The organism is Mycobacterium sp. M23085, from assembly GCF_045343915.1.
In the GTDB taxonomy this organism is placed as follows: Bacteria; Actinomycetota; Actinomycetes; order Mycobacteriales; family Mycobacteriaceae; genus Mycobacterium.
The window spans coordinates 1871135-1886100 of the sequence record NZ_CP174280.1 but is presented as its reverse complement, the minus strand read 5'-3'; the positions used below and the strand labels follow the sequence as shown (position 1 = coordinate 1886100).

Sequence of the window (14966 nt, the reverse complement as noted above, 5' to 3'; positions counted from 1 at the left end):
CCAGTGTGTGCTGTTGGCGGCATCAAGGTAGGCATTTGTCGGCGGCGTCCAGACCATCGGCGACCGCCGCCGTACCGAGGGCGATTTGACCGAGAGCAACGGGGATCCCTACGCCGGTCCCACCCTCGGGAACGGCCGTCAAGATGGCGACCGTGCCGCCCACAGGCTCTAGGAGGGCCTTCGTCGCGTCGTAAATGCTGCATCCGGGTTTGGCGGGCGCGGCGGCGGTCGGTGCAGCGGCCGCCGGGTTCGGCAGTGGGGTTGTCGAGGGGCTGGGCAGCGGTGATGCGGGCGGACCAGGCTTAGGCGCTGGAGGCGCGGTCATGCTCTGTTCTAACTGGGGAATGACCCCGGGCTGGATCGGTGAGGGCGGCGCCCCATCCGGGGTGTCCCATGGCGCAAAAGGCGGTGGATTGGGCCCGGCGGCATTGTCCTGGGTGAAGTCAACCAACTGGACGCCGTTGTGGTTGGTGGTTGCAGGTTGTGGCGGCCCACCGGTGTGGCCGGGTTGTGGCTGCCCCCCGTTGCCGCTGCTGCTTTGCGCTTGCCCGCCATGATCGGAGGTCGAGTTCTGCGGAAACCCACCGCCGCCGAGACCGGCAGTAGCGGCGGTGAGCTGGCCGGAAACCTTGGTGTCGGCCCCGTCGAGTTGCTCGGCGCGCAACCGGAGGTCAGCGGCGAACGCTTCCGCCTGAGCTTGGCGCGTGGCGCGTTCCGCCGGGCTGGTGCTGCGGGTGTCGGTGACCGACAAGTCTTCTCCGACAGTAAATCCCGTGTTCTGGGCGTCTTCGACGCCATAGAGGACTCGCCGCTGGGCCGCGCTGATGTCGCTGGCGCCGTTGCGGGCTATCCCGGCTGCCTGCCGCAGCTGGTCGGCTTTGCCGCTGACGACGGATACATCGGCTGCGGTGCGTTGCCGCAGTGCGTCGCCGCCAGCGCCGTGCCAGATGATGGATTGCGCCTGGTTGCGCATCGTCAGGAATGCGTCTTCCCAGCGGTCTGCGGTCTGGGTCCAGTAGGCGGCGGCGTCGATGAGGTGCTCGGTGCTCCATGCCTGGATCTGCGAGAGGGTGGCGGGCATCTAAACCACCGTCACGCCGGTGATGGCGCCGATCTCGGACGCCGACGTGGCCTCTTGGCTGGTGTAGTTACCGGCGGCCGTCGTCACCCCGGCGACGGTTTCCTGCGTCCGCGCGGTGAAGGACGCTGCGGTGACGCCGATCGCCGCGTTGACGGCGTTCACGGCAGCCGTGGTGGCCTGGAATGGTTGTCCGGGTGACGGCGGCGCACCCGCCAGTTGGGAGCTAAGCGCCTCCCACTGGCCAGCCGTAGCTTCTAGCTCCGCGGGGACGACCTGCAATGTATCCTGCGCCATACCGCGCAAGTTTATGCAGCTTGCTCGTTCATCGCTATTCACGGGCCGCTGGGTAGCCCATGGGCGCCTTCTAAGGAGTGGGCGGCGGCGTTAGAGGCTGGACGGTCGCGGACCGTGCGCGTGAGGGGCGCCTCCGGATCTCCTCTATTGGGGGTTGATGTTCCCGGTCGCCACGGGGTCGATAAGGCCATTCAAGACGAATGATTCGCAGATCGTCATCCGTCGACCGAGGTCGACCGTACTCATTGGCGGAGCGGCGCCCGCTGCCCATTCCGTGACGTCGATTTCGTTCGTCAAGGCGTCGCTGATGTCCATATGCTCCCTGACCTGAAATACCTCCCAGTCCGCCGGAGCCTCGAAGTCAATGATTGGCATGGGTGCCCACTCGTCGATCGGTACGCGCTGCGTGGCCAGCTGCGGCAGATGTTGGCTGATAAGTCGCAGCGGTGGTTTCAGTCCGATACGCGATTTGACGATATGCGGGGCGAGAGCATGTCCACGACGGTGCCGATCGATGCGCGCCAATTCCTCCAGCCACCACAAGACATTGGCGCGGTGGTCGGGGTGCGCGTTGAACGGCTGTACATAACGCAGGTGCCCGAATGTCGTATCCGATAGCGCTTGCAGCTTTCCGCGGTGGTCGGTGCCGTCGTATTTCACGGAGTCGAGCATCACGGGGAATTGGAGGCTGCGCTCGGCGGGCGGCGGGTTCTGCCCGCTGTCGCGCACACCGAGGTAAAAGACGAATCCGTCGAGCGCCGCTCGGAGCTGGTACAGCCATTCGCCGAACAGGGTGCTCAACCGGACCGGCATGGGCACATGAGTTTTGACGAAGAACGTCCAGGTGTTAGCTTCCGTATCGGATTTGGCGAGGTCGAATTGGCGCGGTCGTTCATCCGCGCCCATGTACTCGTTCCACCCATCGGTCATTTGCCGCCGGGTTTCCGCTGCGCGCTTTACACGATCACGACAGATTTCGAGGTACCAAGCGAGGGGGTTGCTAGGGCTCACGTTGTCGGATGGTACGGCGAACGTCCGACCGTCCTATCCCAGGCGTGCCGGGTTAGTGCAGGCCCTCGTCCTTCTGGTCTGAGGCGTTCATCCGAGACCGCTCGAGGAACCGGCGGCCCGCAGTGACCCGGCAGGTGGGCCGGTCCGACCAGACCAGCGACTGAACCGCGGGGGCGTCGAGCAGGCACCGCTCGCGCACCAAGGGCCCCCGGATGGCGCCCCGCCCCCACGGCTGGGAGTAGCCTTCAACCGGTCAACCGAAGGGTGGGGATGATGAGCCCGTGGCACTGGGTGATTCTGCTGCTGCTGTTTGCCGTGATTGTAGCGGTGATCAGCGGCATTGTTCTAGTGATCGTCAAGCTGGCCAAGCCCAAAGTGCCCCAGGGTCAGCGAGTCTCCGGCGTGCCCAGTGCGAGCGTGCCCGGCTGGTACCCCGACCAGCAAGATCAAACTGTCGAACGCTACTTCGATGGTGATGCGTGGACGCCCTCTACGCGCCCCCGTTGCTGACGGAATTCACGCAAGGCCACCGTGGTGGGAGCACGCGCCCTGGCGATGCGTCGAGTGCGTGTAGGTCCCATCCCAACATGGAAGCTCAAGCCCACCACCGTGGGACCTGTCGGAATTCGGCGATAGTCGGCACTGATTGTCGACATCACGCCGGTTGGGAAAAGTGTGGGCTCCCGCCAACTCGGTAAGGGACCCCTTGGGGCCGTGTGTACTTCCCCCTAGTAACAGCCCAGACAGCTGGTCACACCGGGAATCACCAGCGGACCCACCAGCCCGATGCCGTCGCGCACCCGTACCAACAGATGCGCGACGCCCCGGTGGTGCAGGTCGCGCACCACCCGCGGGTCGGCGACCAGGAAGTCCGCCAACACCACCAGGTCGACGTCGTCGGCCGCCACCGCTGCGTGCGGTTGGCTACTGTGTGCGATCCGGGCGCCCGAGCAGCGCAGCGCTTCCATTAAGAGCTCGGACAGCGGGCCGCGGCCGTGGATCCGCACCGAGGCCGCCCGGGCGCGCGGCCGCCCGCATTCGGTCGCGACCCCGGCATCGACCAATTGCGCGACCAGGTTCCGCAGACCGTCGGCGTCGGTCAGGCCGCGCTCGAGCGCGCGGCGCCGCAACTCGGGGAGCGGGGTCGGCGACCACATGGTCCGCAACAGCGCGGCCAGCTCGGCCGCGGCCAAGCCGCCGGGCGGGCGGACCAGCACGGCGCGGCGCGGATCCCAGCCCACCTGGACCGCGCCGTCGGGCCGCAGCAGCACCGGCAACGCCGGATCCAGCGCATAGCTGGAAAGGACGGCCTGACACCGCTGAGTCACCGCGCAACTGTGTCACGGCGACGGCGACGACTCCCGTCAGTTATCCACAGAGCCGCTGTCGGGTCCGGGGCCGTCGGGACCCTGGCCCTCGCGCTCGAGTTTGGCGATGGCCTCGTCGATTCCGCTGGTGTCACCGCCGATGACGCGGTCGATGAAGCCCGCCGGCTCGTCGAGGTCGTCGGCGTCGGGCAGCAGGTCCGGGTGTTGCCAGATGCCGTCGCGGGCGTCGATCCCGGCGGCCTCCGTCAGGCGCTCCCAGAACGCGGCGGCCTCCCGCATCTTGCGGGGCCGCAGCTCCAGCCCGACCAGCGTCGCGAAGGTCTGCTCGGCGGGGCCGCTGCTCGCCCGGCGGCGGCGCATCGTCTCGCCCAGCGCGGCCGCGCCGGGAATCCGGTCGCCGAGCGCGCCGGCCACCACCACCTGCACCCAGCCCTCGATCAGCGCGAGCAGTGTTTCCAGGCGTTCCAGCGCCTGGGTCTGCGCGGGTGTTGCCTTGGGCTCGAAAACGCCCTGCCCGAGCAGGTTTTCGATAGCGGCCGGATCGGACAGCGACGCCGGATTGAAGTCGCGGGCCAGCTCCTCGATGCCGGACATGTCGATCTGCATGCCCATCGCGTATGCCTCGACGGCGCCCAGCAGTTGGCTCGCCAGCCACGGCACGTGACTGAACAACCGGTGATGGGCGGCCTCCCGCGCGGCCAGGAACGTCAGGACCTCGCTGCGCGGCCGCTCCAGCCCGGAGGCGAACGATTCGACGGCGTCGGGCATTACCGCGGCAATCCCCTTGGGCCCCAACGGCAAACCGATGTCCGTCGACGTCAGCACCTCGCGGGACAACCGGCCCAACGCCTGTCCGAGCTGCGAGCCGAACGCCATGCCGCCCATCTGCGACATCATCTGCAGCAGCGGCCCGGCCATGCTCTTGGCTTCTTCGGGCAGCGAAGCCGCCCACACCGTCGAAATCTGTTGGGCCATCGGGTCGCACAGCCGCTTCCACGTTTCCAGCGTGTTGTCGACCCAGTCGCCCGGTGTCCACCCCACCGCCTTGGTGGTGCCCGCCGGCAGCGCCGTGGCCCCGTCCAGCCAGGTCTCGGCCAGGTGCACCGCGTCGGCGATCGCCGAGTTGGTGGTGTCCGGGACCGGCGCCACGAAGCCGATCGAATTCGTCGCAACGCGGCGCGCCAAGTCGTAGTTGACCGGTCCCGACGCGGATCCGCCGGGCCCGACAGTGCCCGCGCTGCTGAACATCTGACCCAGCTGGGTGAAGATCTGCCCCAAGTCGCCCATGCCGAATTCGCCGCTCATGCCGAAGGCCGCGAACGGGTCGGACGGGTTCGAGCCCGAATCGGGATCTTTTTTCCCGTGTTTGTCGGGGTCGTCTCCGGAGGAGAAGCCGAAAGGCAGGTCAGCCATACCCTCAACGGTACTCACCACAAGGTCAGACGGCGCGACCTCGGGTCAGCTTGTAGCTGAACCCTCCGCACCGGACGTTGTGGCTGAACACCGCGCCGCGAGCGCCGTCTAGTGTGATCGGCGTGAACAGGCGCATCCTGACCTTGGTGGTCGCGCTGGTGCCGATCCTGGCGTTCGGCGTGTTGCTGGCGGTGGTCACGGTGCCGTTCGTGTCGCTGGGCCCCGGGCCCACCTTCGACACGCTCGGCGAGGTGGACGGCAAGCAGGTGGTGGCGATCGAGGGCACCCAGACGCACCCGACGACCGGCCACCTCAACATGACCACGGTGTCCCAGCGCGACGATCTGACGCTGGGCGAGGCGCTGACGCTGTGGCTTTCCGACCAGGAACAGCTGGTGCCGCGCGATCTCATCTATCCGCCGGGCAAGTCGCGGGAGGACGTCGACAAGGCGAACAACGCGGACTTCAAGCAGTCCGAGGACAGCGCCGCCTATGCGGCCCTGGGCTACCTCAAATATCCGGCAGCGGTGACGGTCGCCAAGGTCCCCGAGCCGGGTCCGTCTGCGGGCAAGCTCAAGACCGGTGACGCCATCGACGCGGTCAACGGCGTCCCGGTGGCCACCGTCGACGAGTTCACCGGATTGCTGAAGAACACCAAGCCCGGCCAGGTCGTGACGATCGACTACCGCCGCAAGAATGAGCCGGCCGGCGTGGCACAGATCACGCTGGGCGCCAACAAGGACCGCGACTACGGCTTTTTGGGCGTCGCGGTGCTCGACGCGCCGTGGGCGCCCTTCACCGTGGACTTCAACCTGGCGAATGTGGGCGGGCCGTCCGCCGGACTGATGTTCAGCCTGGCGGTGGTCGACAAATTGACCACCGGCGACCTGGCCAAGTCGAACTTCATCGCGGGCACCGGGACCATCTCCTCCGACGGCAAAGTCGGCCAGATCGGCGGCATCACCCACAAGATGGTCGCCGCGCACGCGGCCGGCGCCACCGTATTTCTGGTGCCGGCGAAGAACTGCTACGAGGCCAGCACGGACAATCCGTCCGGCCTGCGGTTGGTCAAGGTCGAGACGCTCGCCCAGGCAGTGGATGCGTTGCACGCCATCGGGTCGGGTGGGCAGCCGCCAAGCTGCTAGCGAACCGTGGCGATCACAGGTAGTGCCATGCGTAGAGTTGTCACCGTCTAGCAATCGATCAGGGAGCGTAGCCAGTGGGGATGCGGCCCACCGCACGGATGCCGAAGCTGACTCGGCGTAGCCGGATTCTGATCCTGATCGCACTGGGTGTGATCGCTCTGCTGCTCGCGGGTCCGCGGCTGATCGACGCCTACGTCGACTGGCTGTGGTTCGGTGAGCTCGGCTACCGCTCGGTGTTTTCCACCGTGCTGGTCACCCGGTTCGTGGTGTTTTTGATCGCCGGTCTGCTGGTCGGGGGCATCGTGTTCGCCGGGCTCGCGGTGGCCTACCGCACCCGCCCGGTGTTCGTGCCGAGCAACGACAACGATCCGGTGGCGCGCTACCGCGCCCTGGTGCTGTCCCGGCTGCGGCTGGTGAGCGCCGGAATCCCGGTGGCGGTCGGCCTGCTGGCCGGCATCGTGGCCCAAAGCTATTGGGTGCGCATTCAACTGTTCCTGCACGGCAGCGACTTCGGCATCAGGGACCCGCAGTTCGGCAAGGACCTCGGCTTCTACGCGTTCGAGCTGCCGTTCTACCGGCTGCTGCTGAGCTACCTGTTCGTCGCGGTCTTCCTGGCGTTCCTGGCCAACCTGTTGGCGCACTACATCTTTGGCGGCATCCGGCTGTCGGGTCGGGCCGGTGCGCTGAGCCGTTCGGCGCGGATCCAGCTGGTCACCCTGGTCGGGGTGCTGGTCGTGCTCAAGGCGATCGCGTACTGGCTGGACCGCTACGAGTTGCTGTCGCACACCCGCGGTGGCAAACCCTTCACCGGCGCCGGGTACACCGACATCAATGCGGTGCTGCCGGCGAAGCTGATCCTGATGGCGATCGCGCTGATCTGCGCGGGCGCGGTGTTCTCGGCGATCGTGCTCAGAGATTTGCGGATTCCGGCGATAGGGCTGGTCCTGTTGCTGCTGTCGTCGCTGATCGTGGGAGCCGGCTGGCCGTTGATCGTCGAGCAGATCAGCGTCAAACCCAATGCCGCGCAAAAGGAAAGCGAATACATCAGCCGCAGCATCACCGCGACCCGGCAGGCCTACGGCCTGACCGCCGACCAGGTCACCTATCGCAACTACACCGGCGACGCGCAGGCCACCGCCCAGCAGGTCGCCGACGACCGCGCGACCACGTCGAACATCCGGCTGCTCGACCCGACGATCGTCAGCCCGGCGTTCACCCAGTTCCAGCAAGGCAAGAACTTCTATTACTTCCCCGACCAGCTGTCCATCGACCGGTACCAGGACCGCACCGGGGCGTTGCGCGACTATGTGGTGGCGGCGCGGGAACTCAACCCGGATCGGCTGATCGACAACCAGCGCGACTGGATCAACCGGCACACCGTCTACACCCACGGCAACGGCTTCATCGCCTCGCCGGCCAACACCGTGCGCGGAATCGCCAACGACCCCAACCAAAACGGCGGCTACCCCGAATTCCTGGTCAACGTCGTCGGCGCCAACGGCGGCGTGGTGTCCGACGGTCCGGCACAACTCGATCAGCCGCGGGTCTATTTCGGGCCGGTCATTTCCAACACGTCGGCCGACTACGCGATCGTCGGCCGCAACGGCGCCGACCGCGAATACGACTACGAGACCAGCAACGAGACCAAGAACTACACCTACACCGGGCTCGGTGGCGTCCCGCTCGGCGACTGGCTGTCGCGCAGCGTGTTCGCCGCGAAATTCGCCGAACGGAACTTCTTGTTCTCCAACGTGATCGGCTCGAACAGCAAGATCCTGTTCAACCGTGACCCGGCGCGGCGGGTGGAGGCGGTGGCGCCGTGGTTGACCACCGACAGCGCGGTGTACCCGGCGATCGTCAACAAGCGACTGGTGTGGATCATCGACGGCTACACCACGCTGGACAACTACCCGTACTCCGAACTGACCTCGCTGGAATCGGCGACCGCGGACTCCAACGAGGTGGCGTTCAACAAGCTGGCACCGGACAAGCGGGTCTCCTACATCCGCAACTCGGTGAAGGCCACCGTGGACGCCTACGACGGCACAGTCACGCTGTACCAGCAGGACGAACAGGACCCGGTGCTGAAAGCCTGGATGCAAGTCTTCCCGGGCACCGTGAAACCCAAGAGCGACATCAGCCCGGAGTTGGCCGAGCACCTGCGCTATCCCGAGGACCTGTTCAAGGTGCAGCGGATGCTGCTGGCGAAGTATCACGTCAACGATCCGGTGACGTTCTTCTCCACCTCGGACTTCTGGGACGTGCCGTTGGATCCCAACCCGACGGCCAGCAGCTACCAGCCGCCGTACTACATCGTCGCGAAAAACATTGCTAAGAACGACAATACGGCGTCGTATCAGCTGACCAGCGCGATGAACAGGTTCAAGCGTGATTATCTGGCCGCCTACATCAGCGCCAGCTCTGATCCGGCGACGTACGGCAAGATCACCGTGCTGACCATCCCGGGACAGGTCAACGGGCCCAAGTTGGCGAACAACGCGATCACCACGGATCCGGCGGTGTCGCAGGACCTCGGCGTGATCGGGCGCGACAACCAGAACCGGATCCGGTGGGGCAACCTGCTCACCTTGCCGGTGGGGCAGGGCGGGCTGCTCTACGTCGAACCCGTGTATGCCTCCCCGGGGGCCAGCGACGCGGCGTCGTCGTACCCCAGGTTGATCCGGGTGGCGATGATGTACAACGACAAGATCGGGTACGGCCCCACCGTGCGTGACGCGCTGACCGGGTTGTTCGGTCCGGGTGCGGGTGCGGCGGCGACGGGCATTCAGCCCACCGAATCCGGTACGCCAGTTGCGAGTCCGCCGGCCACCGCGCCGGCGCCGGCTGCGACGCCAGGAGCACCGCCACCGGTGGCCGCACCGCCGGTTTCCGACGGATCGGTGACGCTGTCTCCGGCCAAAGCCGCTGTGCTACAAGAGATTCAGGCGGCGATCGGCGCGGCGAAAGACGCGCAGAAGAAGGGTGATTTCGCCGGCTACGGCGCGGCGCTGCAGCGACTCGACGACGCGATCACCAAGTACAACAACACCAAATAGCTGTCAGACGTAGGCCGTTCGGAACCTGTCCCGATAGGCCTTCGGGCTGATGCCCAGGTGGTTGACGAAGACCCGCCGTAGCGTCTCGATGCTGCCGAAGCCGGCCATGCCGGCGGTCTCGGAGACCGAGCGGCCCGATTCCAGTTCATTACGGGCGAAATCAATCCTCACCAATTCGACGTAACGCGCGGGGCTCATCCCGAGTTCGGATTGAAACAGTCGGGTCAACTGGCGGGTGCTCAAAGATGCTAGGGCCGCAAGCCTTTTCACGCTGTAGTCGGCGCCGGGATTTGCCGCGATCGCGTCGGTGACCGGTCGCAGCGGCGACTGTGGCGGGGGATCGGCTTCGAGCAACACCGAGAATTGTGATTGGCCGCCGGCGCGTTTGAGGTAGACGACCAGCCATCGGGCCACGTCGCGGACCAGTTCTGTCCCGTAATCCATTTCGACGAGTGCCAGTGCCAGGTCGATGCCCGACGAGATGCCTGCCGAGGTGAAAATGTCGCCGTCGCGGACGAAGATCGCGTCCGGCTCGACGGTCACCTCCGGGAATGCCCGCGCCAATAACCGGGTGTCGTGCCAGTGCGTGGTGGCGCGCCGCCCGTTGAGCACGCCGGCCTGCGCGAGGACAAACGACCCCGTGCAAATGGACGCCAGGCGCCGGGTCCGGGCCGACACCGATCGAATGGCGTCCACCAAGGCAGGGTCGATGGGTCGACCGGGCACGTCGTCGCTGCCGGCGACCATGACGGTATCGGCGGAATCGATCGCCGAAATGCTGTCGGTGACGCCCAGTCGGGCCCCGATCGAGCTGGTCACGTCGCACCCGTCCACGGACGCGATCTTGACCCGGTAGTCCGCGCCGAACCGGTTGGCCTCGACGAACACCTCGCCCGCCCCCGCCACGTCCAACAGGGTCACCCCGTCGAAAACGACGATCACCACCACCCGCGTACGCGCTTTGGCTGCAGCCACGCAAGCCATTGTGTCGCGTTCTGTGGACAGGACGGCCAGAACACCCGGGGTCGGTTCGCCCGTGCCGCCGCACACTCGTAGTAACAGTCCCTCGGAAGGAGACGAGAACATGACCACCGGCTCAATCGACACCATCGCCGGCATCCCCGTACCCGACACCGCACTGGTGCGCGAGGCCACCGAGTTCATCCGCGACACCGAGGACGAGTTGCTCTTCAACCATTCCCGGCGGGTGTTCTTCTTCGGCGCGCTGCAGGGCCGGCGCCGCGGACTGCAACCGGATGTGGAGCTGCTCTACGTCGGCGCGATGTTTCACGACATCGGCCTGACCGAGCGCTACCGCGGCTCGCAGATCCGCTTTGAGGTCGACGGCGCCAACGCGGCCCGGGACTTCTTGACGGCCCATGGCATCGACGACGCCGCCGCCGCGAAGGTGTGGCTCGGCATCGCCTTGCACACCACCCCCGGCGTGCCCGAGTTCCTGGCTCCCGAGGTCGCGCTGCTGCAGGCCGGGGTGGAAGTCGACGTACTCGGCGTCGGGCGCGAGCAGTTGGCTCCCGAGGCGTTGGCCGCGGTGACGGCCGCCCACCCGCGCCCGCAATTCAAGCAGCGCATCGTGGCGGCGTTTTACCACGGCATGAAGCACCGGCCGCAGACCACCTTCGGCACCATGAATGCCGACGTGCTGGCCCACTTCGATCCCGCCTTCGAGCGCGTCGACTTTGTTGACCAGATCCTGCACAACAGCTGGCCGGAGTAGCGAAATGCGTGGCGGCCAATCGCCCTCCCGTGCATGAGGTTTCACCCGGAAACGGATACGGGCAAGCCGCTGCACGAGTTGGCCGAGCTCGGCGAGCTCGCCGACAGGTACGGGCTGACCTACGGGTCGCCGCAGTGGATGGACGATATCGCGCAGCGGTATCGGCTGAACCCGCCGTCGCACTGAGCCGGACCCGTGCCTCCCAGGCCGCTGAGCGGGCGATTTGGTCGCCGTAAGAGCGATTCGGTAACCTGGCATTTACCAACGCGGGGTGGAGCAGCTCGGTAGCTCGCTGGGCTCATAACCCAGAGGTCGCAGGTTCGAATCCTGTCCCCGCTACCAGGTGAAACGGCCCCCGGAGACCTCTCCGGGGGCCGTTTTGATGGCATTTGTGAACACGCATCCGGGCAGGGATCGAGAGCTGGGTGGCGTGTCGAGGACGAAAGCTGGCACAGTCAGATGACCTCGCCAGTGTTCCGATCGACGCGGTAAACGCGCGCCTGGTAGATGGCCGATTGAATGACCTCGACGGGCCGGGCACAGGTGGTCATCTCCATGTGCGGTGCGCGCGGCGAGGATTGCAGTGTGGCGGGCTCGACGAGATGACGGCAGCCGTTGCCGATGTCCTCAGACCACACCGCGACGTAGTAGTCGACATGGTAATCGCGGAAAACCCGTTCCAGCGGTTGACGATTTCGAACACGGTCCACGAAGTCATGCGACATCATCAACCCTTCGAGCTGCACGATCGGCTGGTGAATAAGCCATCCCGGCACGCCCGCCGCGTCACCCATCGCGTAAACACCGGGCCGGTCTTCCGAGAAGGACTGCAGTTGACGGGCCATCGTTGCGATCTGCACCTGATGCTTTTCCGGCGTGACGCCGTAGACCACCCCTGCCGCCGTGATCGCCGCGGCGCCTAGTGACAGAGGTATCGCCACACGTCGCGACACTGTGCCGAACCGGGCCACAACCAGCGCCGCCGCCAGGCCGAGCGTCATGACAATGAAGTAGAAATACCAGGGGAACAGCATCCAGCCGCTGAACAACGCCTGAGCGCCGAGCTGGAGAAGCGGCGCAACAGCCAGCGCCACGGCGATCCGCCGCAGGTCCGCGTTGTCGCTGCGGCGCAGCACGATCACCACCAAGGCTGCTGCGAGGACTGCGAGGATCTCCATCCCCGGGATCGGCTTCTCCACCGCCAGGAAATGCCAGTTCGGCGGCCAGTAGACCCCGAGGGACTTCGCGGCCATCGACGTAGTGCCGATATGGCCGAAGATCAGCCGGTTGAAAGCCAGGTAGACGACGACGGGCGAGGCGCCGGCCGCCGCTGCCGCCCATCGCTTCCAGTCCCAGCGGGGCGCGACCGCCATCACCAGACCCGGCGCCAGCATCACGGCATCGAGGCGCGACAAGACGAGGAACGCCCCGAGCAGGCCGACCACGGCCGCGTCTTTCATGCGCTGCTCCGCGAGTGGCTTGCGGGTGAGAACGTCCAGCACCATCGCCGCGGCGAAAACAGTCAGCGCCAACTCGACGCCAGACGTTGCCATCAGCGCCAACGGTATTGCGGCGCAGCCGGCCCCGACCACCGCGGCGAACGGCTGGCCGGTCACCCTCCGCAGGAACCGCTCGAACACTGCGAAGAACCCGACCATCAGCGCCATCAGGCTCAGGTCGATGAGCGCGAAGAAGACCGTTCCAGCCCCGGCGATCCAACACAGCAGCGCCACCCACAGAAACCACAGCGGGTGGTAGCCGTTTGTCGGCTCATTGGGGAAGTAGGTGGAACCGGCGCCGCGGACCCAGTTCAGGGCCGGCTTCGCGTAGTAGAAGAAATCATCGAAGAAGCGGACGGTCGGGTCGATGCCACCGAATATCTGCTGCAGATAGACGCCGACGATTACCGCCGGTACGGCGAAGCGTAGGGCGCGGACGCTGTTGGCTGCGGCCGTGCGGGTGCCAACGGCAGTCAAAGAGTCTGCCGTCCTTTATCTCCGGTCTCCTGCAGTGGCACGTCCATCACCAGAATCCCCTCTGAAACTTTGTGCGTAGGCAAAGATACTGGCGCGGGCGGCGTCGTCGCGGGCATATCCGGCATCTATGACCCGGATGCTGAAGGTCGGGGCAAGGAAGATTTGACCCCCCAGTGCGAAATCGCGGAGCCGGAATCGCCTTGACAGTACGACGCGCTCATCCGTGTCAGCAGCGCACTCTGGAACCAGAGCGATACGAGTAAGGAGATTGAGTAATGACGCTGCCTGTGCGACGTACCAGCGCTACCCCGACGGCGTGGCGCCCATTCCGTGGGTTCGAGGATATCTATTCGGAGTTCGACCGGCTCGTGCAGTCGCTCGTCGGTGGCACGGGCGCAGACGGTGCATGGTTGCCCGCCGCTGATGTGTCAGAGACTGAGGCTGCCTATCTCGTGGAGATCGAGCTGCCCGGTGTGCGCCGTGAAGACATCGATGTGGAGTTGGACGGCAACGAACTCGTGGTGACTGGCGAAGTCAAGGAACGTAAGCGCGAGGGTCTGATGCGGCGTCGCACCCGTCGCATCGGAAGCTTCGAGTATCGCGTGACCCTGCCTGGCGACCTCAGGGCCGATGACGTCGAGGCCTCTCTTGCATACGGTGTGTTGACCGTGATGGTTCCCAAAGCGCAAGCCACCAAGCACAGCAAGATTGAAGTGTCGGAATCGGACAGCAGTTAAGACCCATTCCACGACCGCTTGCGATTCCAGATCGGCTTTGAGACAGGGGAATTCATTTCGGTGTACCGACGTGTCCAAGGGTATGAATCATGGCTGACACCAACGTTCTGGTGACGGGTGGTTCCGGCTTCATCGGATCGCATTGCGTTGTCGCGTTGTTGAATGCGGGTTACGGGGTCCGTGCGACTTTGAGATCGACCGAACGCGAAGCCGACCTGCGGGGCATGGTGTCGCGTGCCGGTGCCAATGCCACGGACGCACTAACTTTCACCGTCGCCGACCTCACGTCCGACGACGGATGGCCCCAGGCGGTCGACGGCACCGACTTTGTGCTTCACGTCGCCTCGCCCTACCCACCGGACGAACCCAACGATGAAGACGAGGTCATCGCGCCGGCCCGCGACGGCACCATCCGGGTGCTCCGCGCCGCGCGGGATGCGGGCGTCAAACGGGTAGTTCTCACATCGTCATTCGCCGCCATCTGCCGTGGCCACGGTGCGCCGGAACGCGAGTTCACCGAGGACGACTGGACCGACATCGACGGCAGCGACGTCACGGCCTACGTCAAATCGAAGGTGCTCGCCGAACGCGCGGCATGGGCTTTCATGAAGAACGAAGGCGGCCAGACTGAACTCAGTGTCGTCAATCCGACGGCCACCTTCGGGCCCACGTTGGGCGGTGATATCTCCGCTTCGCTGATCCCCATATTTACTCTGCTCACCGCTGGTGCCGCACAAATGGCGAACATCAGCTTTCCGGTCGCTGATGTGCGCGACATCGCCGATATCCACGTGCGGGCAATGACTCACCCCGCGGCGGCCGGTGAGCGCTTCATCGCCTGCTGTGACGGAAGCCCGATCACGATGGGCGATGCCGCCCGCATCCTGCACGAGTGGACCGGCGTCGAAGTGGGTATCGGGTCGCCCGTCCTCGGTGAAATACTTAGACCAATAAACCGAAAAGCTAAGGCAGTACTGGGATTTAATCCGCGCCCGATCGACGAAGCGTTGTTGTCCACGGCTGGAAGCTTGGTCCGCACCGGGCTAGTACCCGCACCTTAGGGACGACCCATCAACGCCAGAAGCTGTCACCTGAAGCACTGGCTGGCAAGGACGCTGGGCGACCAGATCACTCCCGCTCGTCCTTTCAGGCCGAACAGGACGCAGAATCTTCGTCTTATCGGGCGCACT

General features: G+C 65.7%; 14 protein-coding genes, 1 tRNA gene and 1 pseudogene. 8 read left to right on the top strand and 8 right to left on the bottom strand.

What is annotated here, in order from left to right; all coding sequences use genetic code 11:
• Nucleotides 1-22: 22 nt before the first annotated feature.
• The 3 genes from ACIUM1_RS08435 to ACIUM1_RS08425 all read right to left on the bottom strand — a co-directional run bounded on the left by ACIUM1_RS08435 (nt 23) and on the right by ACIUM1_RS08425 (nt 2305).
• Nucleotides 23-1081 carry a hypothetical protein gene (locus ACIUM1_RS08435; protein ID WP_406816741.1) on the bottom strand — a complete coding sequence of 353 codons (1059 nt, stop codon included), beginning with the start codon at nt 1079-1081 and terminating at the stop codon, nt 23-25.
• Nucleotides 1082-1375, bottom strand: a complete 294-nt coding sequence (locus ACIUM1_RS08430; RefSeq protein ID WP_406816740.1) for a hypothetical protein — start codon at nt 1373-1375, stop codon at nt 1082-1084.
• A 144-nt stretch (nt 1376-1519) separates the two neighbouring features.
• A complete protein-coding gene (locus ACIUM1_RS08425; RefSeq protein ID WP_406816739.1) occupies nt 1520-2305 on the bottom strand; it encodes a hypothetical protein in 786 nt (261 codons plus the stop codon).
• Between the two features lie 354 nt (nt 2306-2659).
• Between ACIUM1_RS08425 and ACIUM1_RS08420 the strand changes: the two genes are divergently transcribed.
• Nucleotides 2660-2896, top strand: a complete 237-nt coding sequence (locus tag ACIUM1_RS08420; RefSeq protein WP_406816738.1) for a DUF2510 domain-containing protein — start codon at nt 2660-2662, stop codon at nt 2894-2896.
• 6 nt (nt 2897-2902) lie between these two features.
• Here ACIUM1_RS08420 and ACIUM1_RS08415 read toward each other — a convergent pair whose 3' ends face one another.
• The 3 genes and pseudogenes from ACIUM1_RS08415 to ACIUM1_RS08405 all read right to left on the bottom strand — a co-directional run bounded on the left by ACIUM1_RS08415 (nt 2903) and on the right by ACIUM1_RS08405 (nt 5145).
• On the bottom strand, nt 2903-3076 hold the full coding sequence (locus ACIUM1_RS08415) for a DUF3761 domain-containing protein (protein ID WP_406816737.1): 174 nt from the start codon (nt 3074-3076) through the stop codon (nt 2903-2905).
• 44 nt (nt 3077-3120) lie between these two features.
• Nucleotides 3121-3714, bottom strand: a pseudogene (locus ACIUM1_RS08410) (cyclodehydratase); the annotation flags it as partial.
• Nucleotides 3715-3750: 36 nt separating this feature from the next.
• Nucleotides 3751-5145 carry a zinc-dependent metalloprotease gene (locus tag ACIUM1_RS08405; RefSeq protein WP_406816736.1) on the bottom strand — a complete coding sequence of 465 codons (1395 nt, stop codon included), beginning with the start codon at nt 5143-5145 and terminating at the stop codon, nt 3751-3753.
• 104 nt (nt 5146-5249) lie between these two features.
• Between ACIUM1_RS08405 and ACIUM1_RS08400 the strand changes: the two genes are divergently transcribed.
• Both ACIUM1_RS08400 and ACIUM1_RS08395 read left to right on the top strand, forming a co-directional pair.
• Nucleotides 5250-6272 carry a PDZ domain-containing protein gene (locus ACIUM1_RS08400; RefSeq protein WP_406816735.1) on the top strand — a complete coding sequence of 341 codons (1023 nt, stop codon included), beginning with the start codon at nt 5250-5252 and terminating at the stop codon, nt 6270-6272.
• A gap of 74 nt (nt 6273-6346) precedes the next feature.
• Nucleotides 6347-9328 carry a UPF0182 family protein gene (locus ACIUM1_RS08395; RefSeq protein WP_406816734.1) on the top strand — a complete coding sequence of 994 codons (2982 nt, stop codon included), beginning with the start codon at nt 6347-6349 and terminating at the stop codon, nt 9326-9328.
• A gap of 3 nt (nt 9329-9331) precedes the next feature.
• Here ACIUM1_RS08395 and ACIUM1_RS08390 read toward each other — a convergent pair whose 3' ends face one another.
• A complete protein-coding gene (locus ACIUM1_RS08390) occupies nt 9332-10312 on the bottom strand; it encodes a GlxA family transcriptional regulator (RefSeq protein ID WP_406816733.1) in 981 nt (326 codons plus the stop codon).
• Between the two features lie 100 nt (nt 10313-10412).
• Here ACIUM1_RS08390 and ACIUM1_RS08385 point away from each other — a divergent pair, with 100 nt between their 5' ends.
• The 3 genes from ACIUM1_RS08385 (at nt 10413) to ACIUM1_RS08375 (ending at nt 11405) form a co-directional block, all read left to right on the top strand.
• Complete coding sequence (locus ACIUM1_RS08385; protein WP_406816732.1) at nt 10413-11063, top strand: HD domain-containing protein; 651 nt, start codon at nt 10413-10415, stop codon at nt 11061-11063.
• Between the two features lie 33 nt (nt 11064-11096).
• Nucleotides 11097-11249, top strand: coding sequence for a hypothetical protein (locus tag ACIUM1_RS08380; protein ID WP_406816731.1), 153 nt, complete (start codon nt 11097-11099; stop codon nt 11247-11249).
• Between the two features lie 79 nt (nt 11250-11328).
• Nucleotides 11329-11405 (top strand) — tRNA-Met (locus tag ACIUM1_RS08375).
• Between the two features lie 113 nt (nt 11406-11518).
• Here ACIUM1_RS08375 and ACIUM1_RS08370 read toward each other — a convergent pair.
• Nucleotides 11519-12730 (bottom strand): hypothetical protein, encoded by a 1212-nt coding sequence (locus tag ACIUM1_RS08370; protein WP_406816730.1) that lies wholly within the window; start codon nt 12728-12730, stop codon nt 11519-11521.
• A 584-nt stretch (nt 12731-13314) separates the two neighbouring features.
• On the opposite strand from ACIUM1_RS08370, the gene ACIUM1_RS08365 reads away from it, so the two are divergent.
• Both ACIUM1_RS08365 and ACIUM1_RS08360 read left to right on the top strand, forming a co-directional pair.
• Nucleotides 13315-13776, top strand: a complete 462-nt coding sequence (locus ACIUM1_RS08365) for an Hsp20/alpha crystallin family protein (protein ID WP_406816729.1) — start codon at nt 13315-13317, stop codon at nt 13774-13776.
• A gap of 89 nt (nt 13777-13865) precedes the next feature.
• The gene (locus ACIUM1_RS08360; RefSeq protein ID WP_406816728.1) at nt 13866-14837 is read left to right on the top strand and encodes an SDR family oxidoreductase; all 972 of its coding nucleotides are present in this window, start codon (nt 13866-13868) and stop codon (nt 14835-14837) included.
• Nucleotides 14838-14966: the final 129 nt, after the last annotated feature.

What these genes read in the sequence shown, in the direction of transcription:
- ACIUM1_RS08435 (WP_406816741.1), bottom strand. Translation starts at nt 1,081, where the DNA reads ATGCCCGCCACCCTCTCGCAGATCCAGGCATGGAGCACCGAGCACCTC.
- ACIUM1_RS08430 (WP_406816740.1), bottom strand. Translation starts at nt 1,375, where the DNA reads ATGGCGCAGGATACATTGCAGGTCGTCCCCGCGGAGCTAGAAGCTACG.
- ACIUM1_RS08425 (WP_406816739.1), bottom strand. Translation starts at nt 2,305, where the DNA reads ATGACCGATGGGTGGAACGAGTACATGGGCGCGGATGAACGACCGCGC.
- ACIUM1_RS08420 (WP_406816738.1), top strand. Translation starts at nt 2,660, where the DNA reads ATGAGCCCGTGGCACTGGGTGATTCTGCTGCTGCTGTTTGCCGTGATT.
- ACIUM1_RS08390 (WP_406816733.1), bottom strand. Translation starts at nt 10,312, where the DNA reads ATGGCTTGCGTGGCTGCAGCCAAAGCGCGTACGCGGGTGGTGGTGATC.
- ACIUM1_RS08385 (WP_406816732.1), top strand. Translation starts at nt 10,413, where the DNA reads ATGACCACCGGCTCAATCGACACCATCGCCGGCATCCCCGTACCCGAC.
- ACIUM1_RS08380 (WP_406816731.1), top strand. Translation starts at nt 11,097, where the DNA reads ATGAGGTTTCACCCGGAAACGGATACGGGCAAGCCGCTGCACGAGTTG.
- ACIUM1_RS08370 (WP_406816730.1), bottom strand. Translation starts at nt 12,730, where the DNA reads ATGGCGCTGATGGTCGGGTTCTTCGCAGTGTTCGAGCGGTTCCTGCGG.
- ACIUM1_RS08365 (WP_406816729.1), top strand. Translation starts at nt 13,315, where the DNA reads ATGACGCTGCCTGTGCGACGTACCAGCGCTACCCCGACGGCGTGGCGC.
- ACIUM1_RS08360 (WP_406816728.1), top strand. Translation starts at nt 13,866, where the DNA reads ATGGCTGACACCAACGTTCTGGTGACGGGTGGTTCCGGCTTCATCGGA.